At 58.3% G+C, this 24,473-nt stretch carries 13 protein-coding genes and 2 tRNA genes; 5 read left to right on the forward strand and 10 right to left on the reverse strand.

Annotated features, from left to right (window positions below):
- The first annotated feature begins 185 nt into the window (after positions 1-185).
- Together CQ018_RS01090 and CQ018_RS01095 are read left to right on the forward strand one after the other, a co-directional pair.
- Entirely contained in the window at positions 186-2,207 is a 2,022-nt protein-coding gene (locus CQ018_RS01090; protein ID WP_105548135.1) for a TPM domain-containing protein, read from the forward strand.
- 117 nt (positions 2,208-2,324) lie between these two features.
- Positions 2,325-3,071: a PspA/IM30 family protein gene (locus CQ018_RS01095; RefSeq protein WP_105548136.1), complete on the forward strand. Its 747-nt coding sequence runs from the start codon at positions 2,325-2,327 to the stop codon at positions 3,069-3,071.
- 127 nt (positions 3,072-3,198) lie between these two features.
- Here CQ018_RS01095 and CQ018_RS01100 read toward each other — a convergent pair whose 3' ends face one another.
- The 5 genes from CQ018_RS01100 to CQ018_RS01120 all read right to left on the reverse strand — a co-directional run bounded on the left by CQ018_RS01100 (position 3,199) and on the right by CQ018_RS01120 (position 8,730).
- Positions 3,199-3,630, reverse strand: a complete 432-nt coding sequence (locus CQ018_RS01100) for a DUF3995 domain-containing protein (protein ID WP_105548137.1) — start codon at positions 3,628-3,630, stop codon at positions 3,199-3,201.
- An 89-nt stretch (positions 3,631-3,719) separates the two neighbouring features.
- Positions 3,720-3,793 (reverse strand) — tRNA-Met (locus tag CQ018_RS01105).
- A 374-nt stretch (positions 3,794-4,167) separates the two neighbouring features.
- A tRNA-Met gene (locus CQ018_RS01110) sits at positions 4,168-4,241 on the reverse strand.
- 87 nt (positions 4,242-4,328) lie between these two features.
- The gene (locus CQ018_RS01115; protein ID WP_105548138.1) at positions 4,329-7,280 is read right to left on the reverse strand and encodes a UPF0182 family protein; all 2,952 of its coding nucleotides are present in this window, start codon (positions 7,278-7,280) and stop codon (positions 4,329-4,331) included.
- Between the two features lie 295 nt (positions 7,281-7,575).
- Positions 7,576-8,730 carry a PDZ domain-containing protein gene (locus CQ018_RS01120; protein WP_146111786.1) on the reverse strand — a complete coding sequence of 385 codons (1,155 nt, stop codon included), beginning with the start codon at positions 8,728-8,730 and terminating at the stop codon, positions 7,576-7,578.
- A gap of 234 nt (positions 8,731-8,964) precedes the next feature.
- Between CQ018_RS01120 and CQ018_RS01125 the strand changes: the two genes are divergently transcribed.
- Complete coding sequence (locus CQ018_RS01125; protein ID WP_105548140.1) at positions 8,965-10,398, forward strand: zinc-dependent metalloprotease; 1,434 nt, start codon at positions 8,965-8,967, stop codon at positions 10,396-10,398.
- A gap of 172 nt (positions 10,399-10,570) precedes the next feature.
- Here CQ018_RS01125 and CQ018_RS01130 read toward each other — a convergent pair whose 3' ends face one another.
- Positions 10,571-11,221, reverse strand: coding sequence for a M48 family metallopeptidase (locus tag CQ018_RS01130; protein ID WP_181149679.1), 651 nt, complete (start codon positions 11,219-11,221; stop codon positions 10,571-10,573).
- 122 nt (positions 11,222-11,343) lie between these two features.
- Between CQ018_RS01130 and CQ018_RS01135 the strand changes: the two genes are divergently transcribed.
- Positions 11,344-12,687 (forward strand): hypothetical protein, encoded by a 1,344-nt coding sequence (locus tag CQ018_RS01135; RefSeq protein WP_105548142.1) that lies wholly within the window; start codon positions 11,344-11,346, stop codon positions 12,685-12,687.
- 17 nt (positions 12,688-12,704) lie between these two features.
- Here the strand turns inward: CQ018_RS01135 and CQ018_RS01140 are convergent, their stop codons facing one another.
- Together CQ018_RS01140 and nudC are read right to left on the reverse strand one after the other, a co-directional pair.
- Positions 12,705-14,813 carry an ATP-dependent DNA helicase UvrD2 gene (locus tag CQ018_RS01140; RefSeq protein ID WP_105548143.1) on the reverse strand — a complete coding sequence of 703 codons (2,109 nt, stop codon included), beginning with the start codon at positions 14,811-14,813 and terminating at the stop codon, positions 12,705-12,707.
- Positions 14,814-14,815: 2 nt separating this feature from the next.
- On the reverse strand, positions 14,816-15,775 hold the full coding sequence (nudC, locus tag CQ018_RS01145) for an NAD(+) diphosphatase (protein ID WP_105548144.1): 960 nt from the start codon (positions 15,773-15,775) through the stop codon (positions 14,816-14,818).
- A gap of 271 nt (positions 15,776-16,046) precedes the next feature.
- Between nudC and CQ018_RS01150 the strand changes: the two genes are divergently transcribed.
- Entirely contained in the window at positions 16,047-17,414 is a 1,368-nt protein-coding gene (locus CQ018_RS01150) for a macrolide 2'-phosphotransferase (RefSeq protein ID WP_258142354.1), read from the forward strand.
- A gap of 123 nt (positions 17,415-17,537) precedes the next feature.
- Here the strand turns inward: CQ018_RS01150 and CQ018_RS01160 are convergent, their stop codons facing one another.
- Positions 17,538-21,128, reverse strand: a complete 3,591-nt coding sequence (locus tag CQ018_RS01160; RefSeq protein ID WP_258142355.1) for an ATP-dependent DNA helicase — start codon at positions 21,126-21,128, stop codon at positions 17,538-17,540.
- Complete coding sequence (locus CQ018_RS01165) at positions 21,125-24,457, reverse strand: ATP-dependent DNA helicase (RefSeq protein WP_258142356.1); 3,333 nt, start codon at positions 24,455-24,457, stop codon at positions 21,125-21,127. Before CQ018_RS01165 ends, CQ018_RS01160 begins: the two co-directional genes overlap by 4 nt.
- Between the last annotated feature and the right edge of the window lie 16 nt (positions 24,458-24,473).

Consider the following 24,473-nt stretch of genomic DNA (forward strand, 5'->3'; position numbering starts at 1 on the left):
CTGAGTAAAAGCTGTGAGAAGTCTCCACTTCTGTGCCATATTCGTCGAAGATCGGCGTTTTCCGTGGACTCGCACCCAACACCACCATAGAATCAAAACCGTTAGCAGAAAACAGCGCTGATGGTGGTTTCACTTGATGCTTTGTCAACCGATTCTGCGAAACTCGAGCAAGGGTGAAGAAAGCCATGAAGTTGTTACCCCGCAGGTTGGCCCAGGCGGCCGCCGCAGGAATCTTGTCCGTACTCATCTTTGCCCCATCGGCCTCAGCCACCGATCCGGTAACAATTCCGCCAGGCACCTTCGTGATTGACGAAGCAAATGTGCTTGGCGGTTCGAAATCGGAAGTTACCGATGCGGTCAATAAGCTGCGCGCCGAAACCGGACAGAATCTGTTCGTGATTTATGTTGACACGTTCACCAACCCTGACACCGCAAATGAGTGGGTGTCTCAAGTTAGCAGCACCAAAGGCATGGGACCAAGCGATTCGATCCTTGCGGTGGCAGTCGAGACTCGTCAGGCACGATTCAAGTCAGATAATGCAGGAAAAATAGTTGCCAAAGATCTTGATATCTACAATAAGCTGATTAGCCCACGGCTCAGCCAAAAAGACTGGTCCGGTGCTGCCCTCGGTGCCGTGGCAGGTATCCAGAATGTCGCTAATGGCAAGGCACCAGACGCTGGTGGCTCCGGTGTCGGTTGGTGGGTAGTCGGTGGCGTTGTCGCAGCCGGCGGCGCAACGGCGTGGGCCCTGACCCGACGTAAGAAGCTCGCCGGTGGCACCCCGCAGGTTGCCATGGGCCCGGATGGTAAACCCCTCGACCCGTTGGCTTCGCTGAGTATCCCCGAACTTCGCACCAAATCCGGGGGTCTGCTCATTGCCGCCGATGATGCGATTCGTTCTAGCGAACAAGAACTCGGATTTGCTCAGGCTCAATTCGGCGATGAGGCAATCAAGCCTTTCGCGCAGGACATTGAGGCCGCCAAGGAACATATGTCGGCCTCTTTCAAGTTGCAGCAGCAGCTTGACGATGAGATTCCAGACACCGAGGCAGAGCAGCGCTCTTGGCTTGGCGAAATCATTCGCCGTTGTGAAGCCGTGAGCGAAACACTCGAGCAACACAGCGCCGAGTTTGCTTCGTTACGCGAACTCGAAGCTCATGCACCGGAGGCAGTAGCCAAACTTGCGGCGGGCATTAACCCCCTACGCGAACGCTTGGGCAGCGCCACAACACAGCTCAATGATCTCGCGGCCCGCTACGCGGATGGTGCCGTGCACCAGATCGCCACAAATATCTCCGATGCCACCGATCGACTCGATTTTGCGCAAACCGCCGTAAATACTGCGCAGGCCAAGATCGCCGAGGCATCACTTTCCGAAGCAGCGGTGGCAATCCGGGCCGGTGAAGATTCACTTCACCAGGCAACTGTCTTGTTGGACGCTGTGGCTCATGCCGACACCGACCTTGAAAATGCGCGTGCCGATCTTGAATCTCTTGTTGCTTCCTCGGCGCAGGACCTTGCCCAAGCTCGAGCACTGCTAGCCAACGGCAGTAACCCAGAGCTCGCAGGTTCTGCTGCCGCACTTGAATCAGCACTCAGCGCGGTCCAGGCACAGGTAGCAACCGGGCGCATTGATCCCGGGGCTTTGATCTCAGAAGTTACCGAAGGTCGTGGCCCACTCAACGAACAACTGAACCAGATCCGTGACCAGCAAGAGCGGGCCCGACGTGCTGCCGAACAACTGCAGGCAGCGGTGCGCACCGCCCAGATGAAGATCAAGGGCACCGACGAGTTCATTCGCGCACGCCGCGGTGGAGTTGGAGCCACGGCTCGCACACGTTTGGCCGAGGCCCAGCGCAACCTCGACGAAGCGCTTCGTGTCGCTTCTTCCGATCCTGCAACAGCTCTTGCATATGCCGAACAGGCTTCTTCACTTGCCGATCAGGCAGCGCGCCAGGCCGAATCCGATGTTAATGGTTTTGGCGGCGGAGGCGGTTTTGGCGGCGGAGGCGGCAACAACGGTCTGGGCGGCGCCATCCTCGGCGGCATCCTCATCGATTCGATCTTGCGTGGTGGTAGCCACGGAGGCGGTGGTGGTGGCGGCATCTTTGGTGGTGGCGGCTTCGGTGGATTTGGAGGCGGCGACGGCGGAGGATTTGGCGGTGGTGGCGGCTTCGACGGGGGTGGCGGAGGCGGTAGCTTCTAGCTCACTCAACGGGACTCTACGGTCCCCCCATAAATTGCAGTACCCAGATTCCCGGTAGTGGGAATTCTGGAGCATTACACGCAGTACCTCATCTAATGTCCAACGAAAGGTCTCATCGTGGCAAAGCAGTCAATTTTCGGCCGTATCGCTCAGCTAGCCAAGGCAAACATCAATGCAATGCTGGATTCCGCAGAGGATCCGCAGAAAATGCTTGACCAGATGGTTCGTGACTACACGGATAACATCGCCGAAGCTGAAACCGCAGTCGCCCAGACCATCGGCAATCTTCGCATGATCGAAGAGGACTACAACGAGGATGTTAAGGCAGCCTCGGACTGGGGCAACAAGGCTATTGCCGCTTCATCCAAGGCCGATGAATTCCGGAGCTCCGGAGATACAGCAAGCGCAGACAAGTTCGATTCGCTGGCCAAGGTCGCCATTCAGCGTCAGATGCAGTCCGAAGGCGAAGCCAAGACCTCCGAGCCAACTATCACCTCACAGCGTGAAATTGTGGAGAAGCTCAAGACCGGCCTGGACGCCATGAAGTCCAAGCGTCAGGAACTTGTCTCCAAGCGTGATGAGCTCATTGCACGTGCCAAGTCCGCCCAGGCTCAGAGCCAGGTTCAGGAAGCCGTCAAGAGCATTGACATCATGGATCCTTCCAGCGAGGTTGGACGCTTCGAAGAAAAGATCCGTCGAGAAGAAGCCCGTGTCCGTGGTGCCGCAGAGCTTGCCTCTTCGTCGCTGGACGCCCAGTTTAACTCCCTTGAGGATCTGGGTGAGCAGACCGAGATTGAGGCACGCCTAGCGGCACTCAAGGCTGGCAAGGCTACTCCCTCGCTGACCACCGGCGAAGGCCTCTAAGCGATCTTCTGATTTATAGATAAATTCATAGCAAGACAGGGGCCGGTACGCCGGATCCTAGATCCAATTTAGGGTCTCGGATTCGGTGTGCCGGCCCGGCTTTGCTCTCGACGGCGTAAACAGCCCTCTACTTTCGTGTGGCACCTAATGCCGCTGTCCCCAGCATTAGACACAACGGCCTATAGAATTTTGTGTCTAGTTCGCGGAATCGAGGGCCAGGGCCGGGCAATTTGAGGGCCTTTGTTGCCAGCACTCCCCCACAAATTCCACGTGCCATGAAACCAGCACCAATGGTTCTGCGCATTTTAATGGCCCAAGACTGCTGCCCTCCGGCGCCATACATGATCAGCGCCCCTACGGAGGAGCCCACGGCGACGATAGCCGATGCCTCAGAGGATGGCATGGAGTATGACCCAGTAACGTGCTGAGCGAGCTCACGTGCGTCTTTTGCAGGCCAGCTGCATCCAGTGGCCCATATTGCGTGTAGCACCGCAACACCGGAAAGACCCACTCCCGCGAATGTGCCAAGGATTGCGCCGTGTTGGCCAAATCGAATCATACCTTCAGGGTAGCTACCGAGGCAGAGGCTTTCGACTGAAACAAAATACCTCTTGATTCTGATTCAGAATCAAGAGGTATTTTCTTTAGTGGCGGGGACAGGATTTGAACCTGTGACCTCCGGGTTATGAGCCCGGCGAGCTACCGAACTGCTCCACCCCGCGTCGGTATGTACTAACCCTAACAGCGGATTGCCAGCACACCTAATCGAAGTGCACTTTTGATAGGCAGATCACAAAAATCACGCCAAGACACTCGCTCACATGGCTCCAAATGATCTTTTTCCTTCAAAAGGGGGCAAAGTACAGAATATTCCACGGACTCCCCTGCGGCATCACGAGCCTCTGACGAAAACTAATGAAGGCCCTACAGAAATCTTCTTCCACCATCCACTGCATCCAGTCGAACCGCACCACGAATTCGGGAACCGGCCATTGCCGATAAAAAAGTCCGAACCACAGAACGAGCGGCCGGAATTTTGGGCATGAAAAAACCGGTGCCTACCCAAGATTTCTCTTGGTTAGACACCGGTCGTTCGTGGCGGGGATAGGATTTGAACCTATGACCTCCGGGTTATGAGCCCGGCGAGCTACCGAACTGCTCCACCCCGCGGCGATATATCAATCATCGCCGACGGGGGTAGCAATAGGCAAATCCTCACGCTGTATTAACGCTCACACTGCCGTTGCTCACATGGAGCTATGGAGCAGTGGTACCTTCGGTTGGTTCACCGGAGGCAGGTGCCTGCGTGCCATCGGTTGGCGCAGGCGTCTCAGATGGAGCCACTGGCTCACCGGTCAGAGCAGTCTGTGCATCGGTTGCTGCTTCCAGCGCCTTCTGCAGCTTGTCCTGCTCTGCTCCGTACTTGGCAAAGTCACCAGCGGCAAGCGCCGCCTGTCCGGCCTTGATTGCTGCATTCGCATCATTCAGTGCCTGGGTAAGCTTTTGCTCTTCAGTCTGCGAGGTCGGAGGCTTGGTACCTTCATCGGTGCCGCTGCCTGTTGAGCCACCGGTGTTAGTTTCACCGGTAACAGCACCCGAGGAGCCCTTGAACACTTGGTCCAGGGCCTCGGAGAGCGTATCGGCAAAGCCGACCTGGTCACCGAAGGCAACAAGCACCTTACGCAGCGTCGGGTAAGAGGTCTGGCCCGAGGACTGGACATATACCGGCTGCACGTAGAGGATACCGCCACCTACCGGCAGCGAGAGCAGGTTGCCGTTCTTGATCTGCGAGGCACCCTGACGCAACAGGTTCAACGTCGTTGAAACTGTGGTGTTCGAGTCAAAGTTCTGCTGTGCCTGACCCGGGCCCGGAACGCTTGTTTCACGCGGCAGTTCAAGCAAGCGCAGCGTGCCATAGCCTTCGGCCTTCTTGCCTGCTTCCTTACCCGCATCAGCTTCGGCGGAAAGGAACCCGAAGAGCACGTTTCGTTGCTGGGCTCCGGCCGCTGTTTGCGGAATGAAGGTAGAAGTCAGCGAGAACGTCTCGGTGTCCTGGGTTGGCATCTTCAACGAGAGGTAGTACGGCGGCTGCTTGACGTTGGCGCTGGCCTGAGTTGGATCAGTCGGAACCGACCAGGCATCGTTGGAGTCATAGAACCCATCCGGGTTTGTCACGTGGTAGGTGGTCAAAAGTTCACGCTGAACCTTGAACAAGTCCTCCGGGTAACGGACGTGACTGATCAGCTCGCCAGACATCTCCGACAGTGGCTTCACGTTTGACGGGAAGACCTTCTGCCAGGCCTGCAACAGTGGTTCTTCCGGTTCCCAGGCATACAGGGTCACCGAACCGTCGTAGGCATCAACTGTTGCCTTGACCGAGTTGCGAATGTAGTTGACCTGTCCGGTCAACGATGCAACACGGGTACCACCGGTCAGTGAATCGGTAACGGCCGATTCCAATGCCTGCTGTTTGGAGTATGGGTAGTTCTTCGAGGTGGTGTAGGCATCTACAATCCACTTCACCCTCCCATCGACAATGGCCGGGTAGGCATTTGAGTCAACGGTCAGGTACGGGGCAACCTTCTGTACACGCTGCTTGGGGTTGCGATCGTAAAGGATCTGCGACTCAGCGTTAATAGCATCCGAGAGCAGCAGGTCCGTGGAGGCAAACTTCAGCGAGTAGACCAAACGGTTGAAGAAGTTACCAACCGACGGGCCACCGTCACCGGAGAAGGTGCTACGCGTATCCTGGCTGCCCGAGCCGGAGGCCGGACGGTCAAGCTCGCGAGCTTCCCAACCCTCGGGGCCGCCAACGATTGAGTAATCCGGGGATGACTCACCAAAGTAGATGCGTGGCTCGTAGGTCTTATCGTTGCCCAACACGCCATCGGTTGGAATACCGCTGAGCATGAAGTCCGGGCGTCCACCGGAGGCAACACGGTTGCCGTATGCGGCAACTAAGCCGTAGCCGTGGGTGTAGGTAATGTGCTGGTTGACCCAGGAATCGGTTGTATCAACGTTGAGTTCACGCACCGCGATGACGGTGTCTTCACTCTTGCCGTCAATTTCGTAACGGTCAACGTTCAGCGTTGGTGCGAATTTGTAGTACGTACGGAACTGTTGCAGCTGAGCGAATGCGCTTGAGACAAGGTTAGGGTCCAACAAACGAATGTTTGTGGTGGTGGCGCTGTCCTTGGCCAACGCATCCTTCTTCGGGTTAACCTCTGCGTCGTAAGCAGTTGCCTCAACGTTGTTAAGTCCGTAGGCCTTGCGTGTCATCTCAATATTTTTTTGGATGTACTCGCGTTCCATGGTCTTTTCCGACGGCTTGACCTGATACTGCTGAACGATGAAGGGGTAAATCCCACCGGCAACAACAACGGTTACCAACAGCATTGCGGTACCGATGATCGGCAGGCGCCAGCGCCCAATGATCGCGGTAATGATGAAGGTGATTGCAACAAGAACCGCGGCAATAGCCAAGATCGTCTTGGTGGGGATCACCGCATGCACATCGGTGTATAGAGCACCCGCAACACGGCCGTTCTGGGAGAGCAATGTCGAGTAACGATCAAGCCAGAAATTACCCGCCTGCAGCAAGAGGAAGGCAACTGCGAAGATAGCAATGTGCAGGCGTGCTGCCTTACCCACGACGATGCCGCCACGTTCCTCAACGCGAATTCCACCGTACAGGTAGTGGGTCAGCAGCCCGGCAATACCACCGATGAGAACCACCGAAACGAGGTAGCCAAGTAGCAGCCCCAGGAAGGGCAGGGTGAAGATGTAGAAGCCAAGGTCCATACCGAACTGTGGATCTGTTTCACCGAAGGGAACCTGGTTGAAGAAGAGCAGTACTTCTTTCCACTGCGAGGTCACGGCGGTTGCCGCGAAAACGCCGATGACCACAGGAACACCGATCATCAGCAGCCGGCGCATGGGCTCCAGCTGCGATTGGTAGCGCGACATATTGTCATGATGCTGACCATCCGGTGCGTAGACCGGGCGGGACTTGTAAGCCAAACGCATCGAAATCCAGATAACGAAGCCCATGATCAGGAAGGCCACAACAAAAATTGCGGCCTTTGACAGGGTCTCGGTCCAGAACACCGAGGAGAAGCCCAACTGGGTGAACCACAGGACATCTGCATAAATGCTTGCAAAGAACACAAACACCGCAACGAGTACGCCAATAATGACGATCGTTGGCATGAGCGGAGAAGAACGCCGCTCGGGATGTTGTTGCGGGCTGGGCTGTTCCTCGGGACCCCTCGGGGGGCCTCCGAAGGGACTACCGGTACCAAAACTCAATTTTTACCTCACCGTTGAAACGATTTCAGCGCGCACTTGTCGCACCTGGAAACATGACTTTGTCTCCCATTCTGCCTTGCTAGGAGCGTAAGCGCGGAATGCTATGGGCTAATAATCGTCAATAGTGAACAAATTGTGATGCTTTGGCGCTAAAACACGCCGAAATACCCCAAAGCTGAGTGTTTACTGGCAAGTCTCACGTGCAGGTTGGGAACGATGCAGGATCTTGGCCCGTTCCGATTCCTTCAACTGCTTTACGTGCCTCGGCCAAGGTCGCAACCTTCACCACTTTCAGGCCTTCCGGTACACGACCGGCAACATCGGCACAGTTATCCGCCGGTGCTAGGAAGACTCGGGCACCATTTTGTTTGGCACCAATCATTTTCTGCGCAATGCCACCAATGGGTTGCACTTTTCCATCGGCTGTAATAGCCCCGGTCCCGGCAAAGTGTTTTCCGCCGGTCAGTTTTCCCTCGGTCAGCTGGTCAACGATGGCAAGAGCGAACATCATTCCGGCGCTTGGACCACCAACGTTTTCCAATCCAAACTTCACGTCCACCGGAAAATCAAAACCATTTCCCAACAAGATTCCCAATTGGCGTTGGCCCTCCTCACCTGCAGTGGTCGTTACCGTGACGCTCAGGGGTTTGTCATCGCGCAAAATGTCTAACGTGCTTGGCTGGTCCCCCGCGCCCTGCAATGCGCCCTTGAGCATCTCGAGATCTTTGATCTGTTTCCCGTTGATGCGCTGGAGCTTATCTCCAACTTTGAGCTGGTGGGCGTTCAGGTCGGTGGCGAACCCGGCAACACTGAGCGTGGAAGTAAACGGAATTTTCAGTTCATGCAAGGCAGCGGCGGTGGACAGCTGCTGGGAGTCGTCCATCAGCACGGTATTTTGTTCGGTTTGCTGCTCCGTTGTGATTCCGCGTGGCAACACCATTTCTTCGGGAATGACATCTTCTTTGGGGCTGATCCAGCCTGCCAGCACGCTCAGGAAGGGAAGCCGTCGCTGCCCACCGCCCTGAACGTACACGGTGGTCATATCCAGTTCGCCGCTAGTGGGAAACGTGGGTTTACCGGTAATGCTCACTAATTGAGTGTTATCAACTTTGCCCAACGTATTTAGCGTTGGTCCTGCGGATTCAACAACAAAGTGCGTGGGGATCACCAGACTGATCACGAGAATCCCGATCACCAGCCATCCGGCAATACTTTTGCCCTGGTGCTGGCCAAGATGCCTCACGCTGCTCAACCGTTCACGCATCGATGGATGTGCCGACGGCTCCCCTGTTTGCTTGTGTGCCGGGGATGCAGCAGTACCGTGCTCCAACGGTTCTAATGGTTCTTGCACTGCCGGCACTTTTCCTCTTTCGCTATGCACCAGGGGGTCACCCAGCACAATATTAGGGTTTAGCGCCGTGGAAGCTAGCTGCCCGGCACGCACTCAAGCCTACAAGCCCCGGAACACTGCTTCCACGAGATTGCGTATCTGGCGCCTTGGTTCACAGCATTCTCCGATGTGCCCACAGCGAACTGACTTCACTGTTCCTGCGGGGAAACCCCTTCGCCGGGGTACCGTTTAAGCATGGCTGAGAATCCCCCATCAAACCGACCAGATGACTCCGGCAACGAAGAGGAGAACCCCAAGGATCCGTTCTCCGAGATGTTCGGCTCGCTCTTTGGCGGCGCCGGAGGATTCGACCCCAAAAATCTTCCCGCCGGCTTTGGCGAAGCCATGGGTCTGGGCAACAACCCCGACGCCATGGCACACATGATGAAGCAGGCGCAGGCCATGATGGCCGCCATGCAACAAGGTGGCACTGGCCCGGTGAACTGGAAGATGGCCACCGACACTGCGCGGCAGGCAATCGCCGGCGATGATCCATCAATCTCCGCGACTCGTGCCTCCGCAATTGCTAATGCTGCACAGCTTGCCAATCTATGGCTTGATGCTGCCACCACCTTTGAAGGAGACGGCAGTACCTGCCGAGCACTTTCAAGGGCCGAATGGGTGGAAAAGACAATGCCGGTCTGGAAAGCGCTGACCGAGCCAGTTGCCGAATCCGTGGGTAAGGCAATCACCACCACGCTCACCGAGCAGGTGCCCGAAGAAATGCGTTCAATGCTTGGCGGTGCCCAAGGAATGTTGCAGTCCCTGGGCGGAACCATGTTTGGAATGCAGCTTGGCACAGCAGTTGGCGGCCTGGCCAAGGACGTGCTTGGCGCAACCGACATCGGTCTGCCGCTAGCTGGCTCAACACCGGCACTCGTACCAACGAACCTTGCCAAGTTTGGTGAGGGTCTTGAGGTCGAAGAGCAGGAAATCCTGCTCTTTGCTGCGCTACGCGAATGCGCGCACTCACGGCTCTTCACCCGTGTGCCATGGCTACGTTCCACGGTGATCTCCTCGGTCGAGGCATACGCCCGCGGCATCCATATCGATATGTCTCGTATTGAAGAAGCTGTCCGTGATATTGATCCGATGAACCCCGAATCAATGCAATCGCTGATGGGTGAGGGGCTATTCATGCCGCAGCGAACCCCCGCTCAGGATGCCGCTCTACAAAAACTTGAACTGGTGCTCGCCCTGATTGAAGGCTGGGTCGATGAGGTGGTGGCAGCCGCTGCCATCAACCTCCCCAGTGCCGGTAAGTTACGTGAAACAATTCGTCGCCGGCGCGCAAGTGGCGGCCCGGCGGAAAATGCTTTCGCTTCCCTTGTTGGGTTGGAGTTGCGCCCACGCCGTTTGCGCGAGGCCGCAGCGCTGTGGGCGCACCTGCTTGAAGAACGCGGTCAGGAAGGCAGAGATGCCATTTGGGCTCACCCAGATCTGATGCCCACCAGCGAGGATTTGCAAGATCCTAGTGGGTTCACCTCACGACGTGAGCTTGCCGAGGCCAGCATGGATGACATCGATGCTGCGCTAAGCAAACTACTCGACGGCGGATTCGATACCCCTGAAGACACCGGCGACGATGTTACCAACCCCGATGCCCCGCAGGATCCAGATTCCAAGTAGTACCCGTCGCGTAGCCCTACGCCATAATTGGCGCTTGGGCATCACCTAGACGCTAAATACATGGCCGGGAGCCGAGCACCTTTCTATAGCAGAAACCGCTCGGCTCTCGGCCATTGACGATTGGACTTGCTTCCTTCGAAAGCCCTAAGAATACTCCTTTGAGGTCCCACCGCTAGGAGTGATCGAACGAAAATTCATCGACATCATCAAAATCTTCATCTTCGCCCAAAGGCAATCCATACCCCGGTGTTGCCCCCGGCTCTCCATGACCACTCCTTGTCGCATAGCCGTGGCTAACGCCGGAGAGAAAAATGTTTGCATCATGCACCCTTGGGTAACGCGCTAGGACCGCTTTAAACCGTGCCCCATGGCCGTCCCGAGGTTCTACCAGGTGTGCAAGTTCATGTGCAAGGACGTAGTCCTGAACATATTGGGGCATGGTGCGCAACCTAACGGAAAGCCGAATTCGCCGGCTACGCAGCGATGCCGATCCCCACCGAGTGTTTTGATTGGTCACCCAGCGTACCGATGTTGGCGCAGCAACGCCGTCAAAAAGCGCTTCGTCCATCGCCCTAGCCCGTTTGAACAGCACCGCATCAGCATCGGGCATGGATACCCGTGCCATTTTCTTCTCTAATTTCTTAACCATGTCCAGCACCAGGGTCCGCTCGGCATCGTGGGTCAAGGCTGCTGGAACGGAAACCACCATGGTTCCATCTTTCCACGCAGCGGAGATGGTCTTCTGGCGTTTGACCGAACGTCGCACACGGATGGGTGTTCCAGCATCATTGACGAACTCAATGACCGATGGGTGAGTTGGCATGTTCATTCCTTTCACACTTGCCCGCCCGGGGCTGTGGATAGCTGTAGAACCGGGGCACCGTGGTGTCACGATAACTGTGAAATCAAATTCGCATTCGCGGTATGAAAGGGGAAACGGCCACTATGAGAATCAACCCGGGTTTACAGGTACTCAGCTTAGTTCAGGGCACCATCCAGATTGGCACCGGGCATCGGGCCCGGTGGATAACTGGACTAAACGTTGACGAACAAGAATTCGTGCTTTCCCTGTGCGGGACAGAACCACCCACTTCCGCCCACATGCCCTCGGCGCTTAGTTCCGAACGCCAACACGCAATTCTTTCGGCTCTTGGTCCTGTACTTATTGAAGAACAAATTAGCGGGCCACAACCTTCGGTGCCGATTCCTCCATCGAGCGCCAGCATCACTCAAGCAACAGCTGATCACGAGATAGATACCAGCTACGCACAGGCAAAGAAGCATGGCCACACAGGTAGCCAGATTTCTTTAGCGCCGGGGCAAGGGCCCACCAATTCACGTGCCTTACCCGCTGTTGGAACGGCGTTGGCATCGAGCAGTGCTGCAAACTCATCTGAACCGTTGGCCCAGACCCAGCTCCAGCACCGCCACGATACCTCTGCTGCGTCGGCAGGCTCCCACAGTAGCTCCATTGACCCGGCTCTAAGGCTGAGGAACAGCAAGCGTGGGGGCAGGAATACTACTAAACCACTGACGCCTAGCGATTCACGGCTCAACCCGGATGTATTGCAATGGTCTGCCGCATATGAACTTGATGCGGCTCCCGTCTTAGCAAACCGTTTAGTTGCACGTATAGCAATTCATGGGCTGGGACGTACCGGTCAGCTGCTGGCTGGCATCCTTGCCGCCTCGGGTATTGGATCGCTGCTACTGTGTGATCCGTTCTTGATGTCCGCCCAGGATGTAGGGGCTGGCACCACGGGTATTGGATCGGTTGGACAACGACGAGTACGTGCACTTGCTCAGTCGCTTCAACGCAATCATCCACGTCTGATAGTTGCCGAGACGAGCATGCGCGAGCCGCTTGCCCCGGCTGTCGATTTGGCGGTAGTCATCGCCGGGACCATGCTCCCACGCCTGTCAGATCTCCCAGAAGACGATCGGCTCATTCCCGTACTATTCACCGATGCCGGGGTGCGGATTGGCCCGCTGGTGATACCCGGACTGACAATCTGCGCTGGATGCGCGTGGGAACAATGTGATCCAACGCTGCGCATTGTTCCTCCCGGTGAACACTTTGGGCATCATGATGCGGTGAAGCCCGAGTCATCGTTGGCAGCAACAACTGCTGGGAGCGTTGCTACACAAGTATTGATGGCGTTGGATCAGATCAATATTCCTGCAGCAGCAGAAAACATGTTGATCATCGATCTGGCCACCGGGGCTACAAGCCAGGTGCCAGCCCGGGTACGTACCGGGTGTACGTGCTTGGGTCAGCAGGCGGCCTGAAACGGTAAAAGAACTATTTAGGTTCCTTCGCCCAGGATCTTAAGCACCGCATCGCCATAACGCTCAAGTTTGTTTGCGCCAACTCCGGAGACCATCCCCAAACCGGGAAGATCTGTTGGGTTCTCTTCGGCGATGGCCATCAGTGTGGCATCGGTAAAAATGACAAAGGCTGGCAAGGAATTTGCCTGCGCCACCTGTAAGCGCCAGGTTCGCAAGTTTTCGAATACCGCTTCGTCATACCCGGCCGGGCAATTACCGCAACGCCTGAGCTTGCGTTCGGTGGCGCTGCTGAGCAGTGCCCCACAGTTCCTGCAGGTTGGTGGGCCGGCCAACACACGACGTTTGACGGGGCGTGCGGCGCTTTGGGCCCGTGAACTTCCGGCCGGACGTAGCCCATCAAGGAAGCGTGAGGGGCGTCGATGTGCACGCCCCCCAGGGGTACGGGCCAGCGACCAGGAAAGGGTGAGGTGAATGCGGGCACGGGTGATCCCCACATAGAGAAGTCGACGTTCTTCGTCGTACCCGGCCTGATCTTCGGCAAAGGAGATCGGCATCAGACCCTCGGAGATCCCCACCAGGAAGACCGCATCCCATTCAAGGCCCTTTGCCGCGTGGAGCGAGGCCAGGGTGACGCCCTGGATGGTTGGTGCGTGCTGGCTTGCCGCACGTTCTTCAAGTTCGCTAACAAAGGCGTGAAGCGTGAAGGGGGTCTCGGCGTCCTTACGAGCCTCTGCCATTTCATCGGCCAGACCCACAAGAGCGGAGAGCGATTCCCATTTTTCACGCACCGCTCCCCCACCGGTGGGGGCGATATTGCTGTATCCCAGCGAGATCAGAATGTCGCGGGTCAGTTGCGGAACCGGATCTGTAGATGCGGCGCGGGATGCCGAACGTAATTGCAGCATCGCATCGCGTACCTCACGGCGGGCAAAAAATCGTTCCCCGCCTCGGAGCAGGTAGCCGATGCCGGCGGAGGTCAGTGCCTGTTCGTAGGCTTCAGACTGACCATTGGTGCGGTACAGGATGGCAATTTCGGAAGCCGGAGTGCCTGATGCCAAGAGTTTCTTAATCCGCGCAGCGACCTCTGCTGCCTCCGCTTCATCGTCCTTGGCCTCAATAAAGGCCGGGGGCGGGCCCGGATCACGTTGGGCAATCAGTTCTAGTGGCTCGGGCCAATGGATGTTTCGATCCGGAACTCCGGGTTCCGGGAATCGGGCGGCTAAGACCTGGTTGGCAAGGTGCACCACCTGCGGGGTGGAACGATAATCACGCACGAGCTTCACCACCGGCGCTTGCTCGTATTTGGACGGGAAATCCAGCAGGTGTCGTGGGGTAGCACCGGTGAATGAATAAATGGTCTGGCTTGCGTCCCCCACCACGCACAGCTCATCGCGCCCGCCAAGCCACAGATCCAGCAGTCGTTGTTGGAGCGGGGAAACGTCCTGATACTCATCGACGACGAAATGCCTGTATTGTTCACGCACCGATGCGGCAACCCGCTCATCGTCCTCGAGAATGGCAACGGTTAGCAGCAACACATCCTCAAAGTCGATGAATTGCCTATCGGTTTTCACATCCTCATAGGACTGGAAGATCCGTGCCACGGTGGTGGTGTCCAGCCCGCCGGGCTGCCCCCGGTCGGTTGCTGCAGCAACATAGCTTTCCGGAGTGAGCATTGAGACCTTGGCCCATTCAATTTCACTTGCCAAATCCCGCACCGTTGCCCGGTCCGCGTTAGTGCGCAGGCGGCGGGCGGCCTCGGTAATCAGTGGTGCCTTGTAATCGACTAGTCCAGGAAGCTGGCCGCCGATGGCCTGGGGCCAAAAGTATTGTAATTGGCGCAATGCAGCGGCGTGGAAGGTGCGGGTCTGAACTGCTCCAGCCCCCAACTCGCGTAGCCGGGACCGCATTTCTGCCGCGGCACGCGCCGTGAAGGTCACCGCAAGAAGCGAACTTGGCTTGTACACCCCGGAGTGCACACCGTAGGCGATGCGGTGGGTGATGGCCCTTGTCTTACCGGTTCCTGCACCGGCAAGCACACACAGCGGCCCGGTCAGTGTGGTGGCCACCTGACGTTGCTCGGCATCAAGACCTGCAAGGATGCGCTCTTCAAGGGAACTCACGATGCTTAGTTCTCCAAATGTTCTGGCTCGGGCAACGCGCCGCCGTACCAGTCTTCAATCAGCGCACTGGCAATCGAGACCCCAGCGGGCACCCCAATGGCACCGGAACGAACATCAGCGGCCAGCTCTTCACGGGTAAACCAGCGCAGATCAATGATCTCCACCCCATCGGGGCGCAGCTCGGTGCCGGTGGCAGTGGCCCTAAAGCCAAGCATTAGCGAACACGGGAAGGGCCAAGGCTGGGAACCCATGTAACGCGGGTTGCTCACCTGTACCCCAGATTCTTCGGCAACTTCTCGGATCACCGCCGCTTCAAGGGATTCGCCCGGTTCAACAAATCCGGCGAGGGTGGAGAATCGTTTGTTGCCCCATTGCGCGTTGGCCCCCAGCAGCAGCCTGTCCTGGGCATCGGTAATTGCCACGATGATTGCCGGGTCGGTGCGTGGGAAATGTTCCGATCCGTCATTGCTGCACACCTTCACCCAGCCCGAGACGCTTGAAACAAGTCCGTGGCCGCAGCGTGGGCAAAAAAGCATCGAGTGATTCCAGTTGGCAATGGCTACGGCCTCAACGAAGAGTCCCGCATCGCGTGCCGAAAGCCCTGCCGCAACATCGCGCAGACCCAACCATTCCCCCGGGTCATGCCCCTCGTGCGCAACGGTCAGTTCCGCCGGGTCTTCCCGGAAACTATGAAGCACAATTTCGCGTTCCCCATCGAAACCCAAATATATTTCGATGCCGCCATCCGGAAGCTGGGCACGGGAGACCAATTCCAGGGCCCCTTCACGGATCAGCGCTCGACCACCGATAAGAATCAGGTACCCGGTGCTCGGGTCATCTGCTAAGGACTGCAGCCATTGGGGATCGGTACGTTGTTCACAGCGCCGATCCACGCTTTCACGCGATAGCGGCAGGGCACCTAGTGCCGGGTAGCTGGTGGCGGTGCTCAACGCTTTTTCATTCATACTTCTAACCGTACTGATCCTCGCCCCGCATTACCTAGTTTCACGCAGTACTGTTCACCACTCGCGCATTCACCCGGGGTACCGGCATAGTGTTGCGCACCCCCCGAAATATGTTTCTTGCTCGGTAGCTGCGAGTTGGGTCTCAGGAGAGTGGAAAATCGTTGCCGGCAGCGCCTTCGTATCAAGAAAAAACCTGGCATTATGCTCAAAACGTACGACTCGCCGCCACACCGTAGCGCATCAACGGCGGCGGCGGTCTACGGTGGAGGATGTGAAACGCTCTCCCATGGAACTCGCTGCCATCGCAACAGCTGCGGTGCCCGGTTTGGCGCCCACAGGCGTCGCCTCGCTACCGGATGATGCCGACGATTTTGATTCGGTGCTCATTGTTGACGCCGCAAAAAATCGTTGGCGTGTGCGTTCACCGCGCCATGAAGAGGCTTCCATCCGTTTGGAATCCGAGCTTGCAGCCCTGCGTGCTTTTTCCGCTGGCATCCGCGCCTCATTACCTTTTCAATTGCCTTCGGTAGCCGGCACGGTCCGTCAGGGCTCGCTGCGCACCTTCGTCTATAACCATCTGCCGGGCAAACAGTATTCGCTCGAAGACCTGGTAGGTCTCGGTTCACGCTGTGCCAAGGACCTCGGTGCGGTGATGGCAGCTATCCATTCAATGCCCGAATCAGCGATTGACCGTGCGGATCTGCCTTCCTACAGCTCGGAGCAGGTACGCCAACGTCGGCTCAATGAACTTGATGCCGCGGCCACCACCGGGATGATTCCCGCGAGGTTGCTGCGTCGTTGGGAGCACGCACTTGAGGATGTCGCGCTGTGGCGTTTCAATGCAACGGTCATTCACGGGGATTTGCATGAGGATCAGCTGCTCGTTGAAGACTCAAAAGTTGTTGCCGTCACCGGGTGGACCGACCTGCAGGTAGGTGACCCGGCCGATGATTTTGCTTGGCTTGCCGCGGTGCATGAGCAATCATTTGCCGATGCGGCATTCGAAAGCTATGTTGCCGTGCGTGGGGATCGTGCCGATCCACATATTATGCGTCGCGCCGCGCTTGCCGCCGAGTTTGCGTTGGCCCAGTGGCTGGTCAAGGCCATCTCCGGTGGCGATAGCCAACGCGTGAGCGAGGCCAAAACCATGCTCGAAGAGCTCGATACCGATATTGCCGAATACGGTGGGCAGCCCATTAGCGTTGTTGAGCCACCACGGATGACGCGGCCTGCGCCTTCCGTTGTTGCCCCCGCTCCCGTGACGGCCTCCGCGCGTTCGGGATCTTCACCGGCCAGTGGGCCATCCGCGGCCAGTGCGCCTTCTGCGCCATCCCCGGTTGCTGCCGCGCGGTCTGCGGTTCCAGTTACCCAGATCCCGTCAAACAACCAGGTATCTGCTGCGGAAGAATCGGAACCGGCAACCAATGCCATGCGCATCGTTCCGGCTCCGGTTACCGCCGTGCCAGGCACCCCGGCTCCGCCGGTTCAGGCTCCTAAACCTGTTGCTGCGTCATCTGCGATTCCGGCCAAGCCCACCACGACCCCAGCGGTGCCCTCCAGCCCAACCGAAAATCCCACAAGCACCGAAGTGGATCCGGATACCACAGCGATTCCCATCCAGCCGGATGATTCGAAGTAACGCTCGATTCCGTATGCGCGGCCAATCATAGCCAATGGTGGTGCCACGCGCAATGGGGGCGATGGAGAACTGTAAAAGTTCAGCGCCGCCCCCATTCATCATTATTCTCAGGCACCGGTTAATTTATCCGTTGAGTTGGCTCATCGATTCGGTGATCAGTGCCTCGAGCTCTGTTTCCTCGGCCAAATCATGCGGCCTAATGGTGATACCCGAACCCACATAGTAGAATGCCGCGCGCACCTGTGCCACGTCGACTCCCAGCAGGCGCGCCCAGCCCAACCTGTACACGGCAAGCTGCAGAGATTTACTGCGCAGATCATCCCCGCGCGGCACCCGCCCGGTTTTCCAGTCGACTAGCAACCAGGAGCCATCGGCCTCCTTGAACACGGCATCGATGCGCCCGCGCACGCTCACCGGACCAATCCTGGTTTCGATGGCGGCCTCAACGTGGGCCGGTTGGCGGTCTGCCCACTCGGATTTCAGGAAGGCTTCCTTCATCTCTTCAAGATCCAGTGCGTCATCAATATACGCATCGGCGGCACCCATATATTCACCAAGATCTAGCATTCCGGTGGAATCGAAGTACTCTTCGAGCCAGGCGTGGAACGCTGTGCCTCGACGTGCTGCGGTACCGGGGCGACGCGGCACCGGGCGGCGCAACTCATCGAGGACTGACTGCGCATCCGTGGCAAGCTCAACGAAAACCGAGGCACGCACGTGCTGAGGCACGCTGGTGACTCGCACCTCCTTGGCTTCTTTTTCCATTCTGGCCAACAACATCGTGGTTTCCTTCAACCACCCCTGACCAATAGGTGTCTGCCAGGTCTGGGAGGCTAGCTCTTGATCTGTTGCATCTTGGGCTTCGCTTTCTTGGACCGGGGCAGGCTCAATCGCAACATCATCATGCTCAGGATTCTCTTCAAGCTCGGCAACGCTGTCTCCAAGGACCCCATTCTGCGGTTCACTCTCAGGAACCTGCAAATATTCGGGAACCGAAAATCCTGCAGCAATAAATACCGAGCGCGCCGCAGCCTCGAGTGCCGCACGCCGTCCGGGGGCGCGTGGACGCACTACCCCGCCACCCACAACCTCTGGACCTTCCAACGGGTCATAAGGCCACCGCGCTTCCAGGGGTTCCTCACGGAACGGATTGGCCTCCGGTGCATCCTCATCCTCGACCCAGGTGGTCATCTTGGCTGCCGGGGTCGGACCTTCGGCCAGCGGCAACATATCCCTCAGGAACCCGGAAGGTGCAGTCATCTTGGTTCGGGTTCCGGTCCATACTGTCGCCGAACAAATCAACAGGCTCTTGGCGCGGGTTAGCGCCACGTAGGCCAGGCGACGTTCCTCCATTTCGGCATGTGCCAAGACCTCGGATTTGAAGGCGCCCTCGGCTTTCACCGCGTCAAAGAGCGACTCCTGGTCGGTGTCCCATTGCGGAAGATCATGCTTATCTCCGCGCAACGGCCACGGCAGCGCCGCATCCCCACTGGTCCAGCGCGAATCGTTCGCGCTGGGGAACACCCCATCGTTCATTCCGGTGACCGCCACAACATCCCATTCAAGGCCCTTGGAGGCGTGGATGGTCAGTAATTGCACGGCCTCGGGGTTTGATTCCCCCGGCACGATGGCAAGCCCGCCCTCCTTCTCCGCGGCTGCCTCCAACCAGGTCAAAAACCCGGCAAGGTCAACGCGCAATGAGGAACGTGCATAATCCTGGGCAATATCGGCAAACGCATCAAGGTGACGACGCGCCTCATGAATACCGACCCCCGGCTTCGCCGCCACCTCAAGGTCAAGCCCCATGGTGCGTTCGGTCTCGCGCAGCAGCGTTTCAAGGTCATCATCGATGAAGCCACGCAGGTAGCGCAGCTCATCGCGCAACCTGGTCAGTCGGGTCAAGGCTTCGGCCGATAGTGCCCGGCCGTCCCCGGAAACCCAATCGGCATGCGGCAAATAATCCAGCGCCTCAACTAGACTTGCCGCATCGTTGAGTTCGGCGCGGGCTTCGCCACGAATCACTTCCTCGGTGCCCTCGGGCTGTTCAAGGTTCTCTACCCCACCATCCTTGAGCGCAAATTCTCGCCGTCTGGCTAGGAAGCGTGACCAGTCGGCAAATGCCATCAAATCCGCTGGCCCCAAACGCCAGCGCGCCCCGGAAATCAAACGCAGCAAGTGATCGGAGCGGTTGGGATCTACCAGCACGTTCAATGTTGCTACCAGATCGGTCACCTCGGGCATGCTCAATAACCCGCCAAGACCCAAGATTTCGTACGGGATCCCTGCATCTTCCAGTCCGCGTGCCATGGGGGTCAACTGCGAACGGGTGCGACAAAGCACCGCCATGGATGGAGCCTTGCCGTGCTCGCGCATAAATGAGGCCCGCTCGGCCATGAAACGCTGGGCCAGCGCCGCTGCCTCCTGGGCACCGGTTGCGTAGCGGGCAAGTTCAACGATCCCGACGGGCGCAAAGGCACTGGGTTTCAGCGAGGGCACGGCAATGCCGGTGGCACTTGCCGCATTCAGCCGCGCGGAGACCGCGTTGGCCCCTTCAAGCACGTTGATGGAGTTGCGCCATGCGGTACTCAGGTAGGCGACCGATGCCGGGCGCATGCCAGCAACTCCCCCATCTGCATCACCCACAGCAACATTTTCATCCCGGGCAGGAAATTCGGTGGGGAATCGAAAAAGCTGCCCGGCGCTGGCACCCCGGAATCCATAGATCGATTGGTTAGGATCCCCCACCGCGGTCAACGCATGCCCGCCACCAAAGATGCAGGAGAACAGCACCATTTGGGCGTGCGAAGTGTCCTGGAATTCATCGAGCAACACCACCTTGAATTTGGCACGCTCCCCTTCGGAAGCTTCGGGAATATCCCGGGCGATGCGGGCGGCGAGCGCCACCAGATCCCCATAGTCAAGCGCCCCACGTGCGGCCTTGGCCCGGGCATAATCAACGGCAAGTTCGGCAATGGTGGAGCGGGTGCGTAGCTTGTCCAACAACTTGCGGGCCTCCACCGAAGGTGCCGCCTGCTTATCCACCCGGTAGGGCAACGCCTCAAGCCCGCCCACCAGCCGATCAACCCAATCTTTGGCGTAGACGGGGTCTACCAGGTGTTCGGCGCATTCCCCGGCAAAGGTGACAACCGCATCGATCAACGTATTTTTACTCGATGACAGGTGCTCATAGTCCCCCGCATAGGCTTCAACAACACCAGCGGCCACCTGCCAGGCCTGAGCGGTGCCCAGCAGCGCGGTATCTGCCTCAACACCAATGCGCAGCCCGTGTTCCTTCACGATAGTGTTCGCGTAGGAGTGATAGGTAGAAACGGACGGATCGAGCAGTCCCTCACCCTCGTCGAGTTCCAGCAACCCGGAGCGGGCAAGTTTCTCTAACTGCCCACGAATACGCTGGGCCAACTCACCTGCGGCCTTGCGGGTGAAGGTGACCCCGAGAATCTCTTCGGGGCGCACATGCCCGTTGGCGACCAACCAGATCACTCGATCGGCCATGGTCGCGGTCTTGCCCGACCCGGCACCGGCAATCACCAACAGGGGTTCGAGCGGGGAGGAAATAATCGCCGATTGTTCGGGCGTTGGCTGGTGCTGGCCCAGCAGCTCGGATAGCTCCTCCGGTGTATAACTTCGGCGCGGTGCGGCATCGTCGTTCATGGTCTCTGTATCGACATAGCTCATTGAATGTTCCTGGCTCACGGCTCGGTCACCTGTTTTCCTTCGCTGCACAACGGGCAAATACTCGGTAGCCGGCAGCTGCTACCGCTGCGCCCTCCGCGTGCCGGGTCATGGCGGGAGAGGAAATCGGCCTCTCCCATCAACCGTGCTGCCTCAAGCACCATCGGAGTCGCCCAATCTTCGTCGGTAATTGCGGGCTGTGCCTGCTCCCGCGGGGACTTGGTATTGGTTCCTAGTTGTACCAGGGAGGCACCTGCCGGTGTTGTAGAAAGTTCCTCGGACGTTTTCCCACTCAAGGCACCATTGATGATTGCCGCCTGATAAGCACCAAGCTGTGGGTGGCGGGCGACGTCCTTGCCACTGGGCTGAGATTTACCTGTTTTGAGGTCAACTACCCACGGGTTGCCCGACTCATCGACTTCTACCCTGTCCACGACCCCACGCAGCAAGGCGTCGCGCGCCTGCCCGTGAAGTTCCACTTCGAAAGCAATCTCGCGACCAATCAGCCGGCGGTTTTCGCCTCTCATGAGGATCGAATACTGGGCAAGTTTTTTCAGCATGGCCTCGGCACGTTCCTTATCCCGTGCACCTTCCCAGTTATCCGGCATTTCCAACTCCGGCCACCGAGTTTCAAGCACCGCAAGATATTCCCCGCCACTTGCCTCGGGATGTTCTTCGGCAATCGAGTGCACCAGGGTGCCCAGGGAGCGGGCAAAGTCCGTTGCCGCTTCGCCCCCTGCAGCCTGCACAAACCAGTTCAACGGCGAATTCATCACCGATTCGACCTTTGATGGGGAGACTTTTGCCGGGGCATCAAGCGCAGTGACAGGTCCCTGGCTTGTGGCGCGGGCCAACCCCCACCAGTTTGCCGGGTGCACTCCACGGACGCGATGACGCGCAGTGAGCAATAGTCCAAGGGCGCTTGCTGCATCGTGATGCAAGGGGGCTCGTCCCGGATCCAGCGCGGTGGCCTCGGCCGCCTGCCGTAACTCGGCAACCAGCGCGCCGAGCGTACGGGGGCGCGGCACAAAGATGGGCCGCCGGCTTTCCACCGCTCCGGCCGGATCCACAATGTCCAAAAATGATGATGGTTGACTCTCCTCGGAGGCCACCGCAATACACACGACCTTCTGGCGTGCCCGAGAGATCGCGTTGGCAAAGGTGCGCAGCTCATCGGCGCGCGTTTCACGCAAACGCGCGGCAATATTTCGCGTCGGGAGGATCTGTGGCCCGTGTTCGATGACATCGCTGAGTGCACCACCGCCGAGTAATTCGCCACGCAGCTTGGTGTTGGGCCAGATGCCCTCCTGCATGCCGGGGATCAGCACCAGATCCCATTGCCGTCCCGCCGCCGCGGCGGTAGTGAGCACCTGCACCGAGGCGGCTGACCCGCCGCGATTAGCGAGCGTATCCATGGGTAATTCTTGACCCAACACGTGGTCAACGAATTGTTGCACACTGGATCCGGGTAGCTGGTCAACAAAGCGTTCGGCACTTTGGAAGATTGCGAGCATCGCATCAAGATCATGATCGGCACGCTCCCCCAGCACCCCGCCCTCAAGAGCCGCCGCTGACCATTTTTCGCTCATGCCACTTGCCGCCCACAGGGACCACAAAGCGGTTTCTGCATTCACGCTTGCCGAGGCCAGCTCCGCCTTCAGCGCCTGGTACATGCGGGCCAGGCGCCTGGCACCTGCGGCCTCGCGTCCCATGGTTTCGAGCAATTCCAGCTCATCGAGCATCCCGGTCAAAAGCTCCGCACTCGAACGGTTCCCGCGCTGTGCCACCTCATGCCTGCGTAGCCCCTGTCGCAAGCGTCGGATATCTAGGGCTGTGGCATTTGCATAGCGGGACATCAAAAGCTCGGTGAGCAATAGCGGGTCCGGCACAGCATCCGGATCCAGCGCCAAACTCATTAAATCCAGCAACGGGCGCACCACTGGTTCTTCACGCAGGGGCGTCTCGGCCGGTGGCGTATTCACCGCGATTCCGTTGCCGGCAAGATACTTGGCCATGGCACGCACTTGTCCACCGTTGCGTAGCACCACGGCCATGCTGTCAAGCGGACGGTCCCCCATCAAGTGCTCTTCTAGAATGCGTTGGGCCACGAGTCGTTGTTCATGGATGGGCGAATCTACGACCAGCACCTCAAGTGCTTCGGTGCTCGGAACTGCCACGTCTAGTTGGCCCGCACCTTGTGCTGCGCTTAGCTCTTGGGCCTCCATGAGGCCAGTTGCTTCATGAACATCGGCGGAACCCGTGACAGCAAGATTCGCATCGACCATTTCTTCGACGATGTTCAGCGTGCGACCCGCGGCACCCGCGGAAAGCGGAATGCGCCGGGCAACCCGCCCCCAGGCCTTGCCCAACCCGGCATTGAGCCGATAACTAGTGGCAAGTTCGATGATCTTCGCAGGCGCGGCATCGCTGCCATGAAGCACGGAAAAATCATTGAGTAAGTCCGGGCGTGCCCCACGGAATCCCTGCACCACGTTATCGGGCACGGCAAACGCCACAAGGTCCCGCCCACGCGCCAGCATGGCAAGCAATCGTTGCTGCGCCGGGTTTGCCTCTTGCAGGTCATCGACCATCACCAAGTGCAATCGCCGATGTTCGGTAGCCAAAAATTCGGGGTTCGCCTCCAACAGGTAGGCGGCCTGGGCAATCAACCCGGCCGGGTCAAAGGCCTCGGCGCTGCCCAAGTCCAGCAGATCCTGATACTCCTGATAAAACTGGGCCGCGGCCACCCATTCGCCACGCCCCAATGATTCGCCCAGATCCTGCAGCGAACCGGCGTCCAGCCCATGCTCGGAGACCCTGTCAAAAAGTTCGCGCAATTCCTTGCGGAAACCCCGAGTTCCCACGGCTTCACCCAACGATGAAGGCCACGCTGGCCCAGGCGTGAACCCCTGGGCATGTCCTTCGAGCAGATGACCGATGAGCGTGTCTTGTTCCGGTCCGGAAAGCAGACGCGGGGGCCGTTGTAGTTGTGGCAGGAGTCCATCAAGTCGTGCTCGACGAATCAAGTCAAAGGCGTACGCGGACCAGGTACGCACCGCCGGTTCGGAAAAGGTCTGATCAGTACTTGCCGAGAGATCATCACGCAACTGAGCGGCACCAAGACGCGTGGGAGCCAGCACTAAGAGGTTGCCTGGGTCTAGCCCCCGATCCAGCCGTGAGGTCAGCGCGCGCAATAAGGTGGTAGTTTTTCCGGTTCCCGGCGCACCAAGGACCAATAACGGGCCGTGACCCGCCGCGGCATCAATTACCTGACGCTGGGCGGCATCATCCGCGAATTCGGGAACGAGCGTGAAGGTTTTGGAACTGCTGGGCGCATGATCGGGCGTCATGGAATTCTCCATTGTC

Source organism: Arthrobacter sp. MYb227, assembly GCF_002975435.1.
Classification (GTDB): Bacteria; Actinomycetota; Actinomycetes; order Actinomycetales; family Micrococcaceae; genus Paeniglutamicibacter.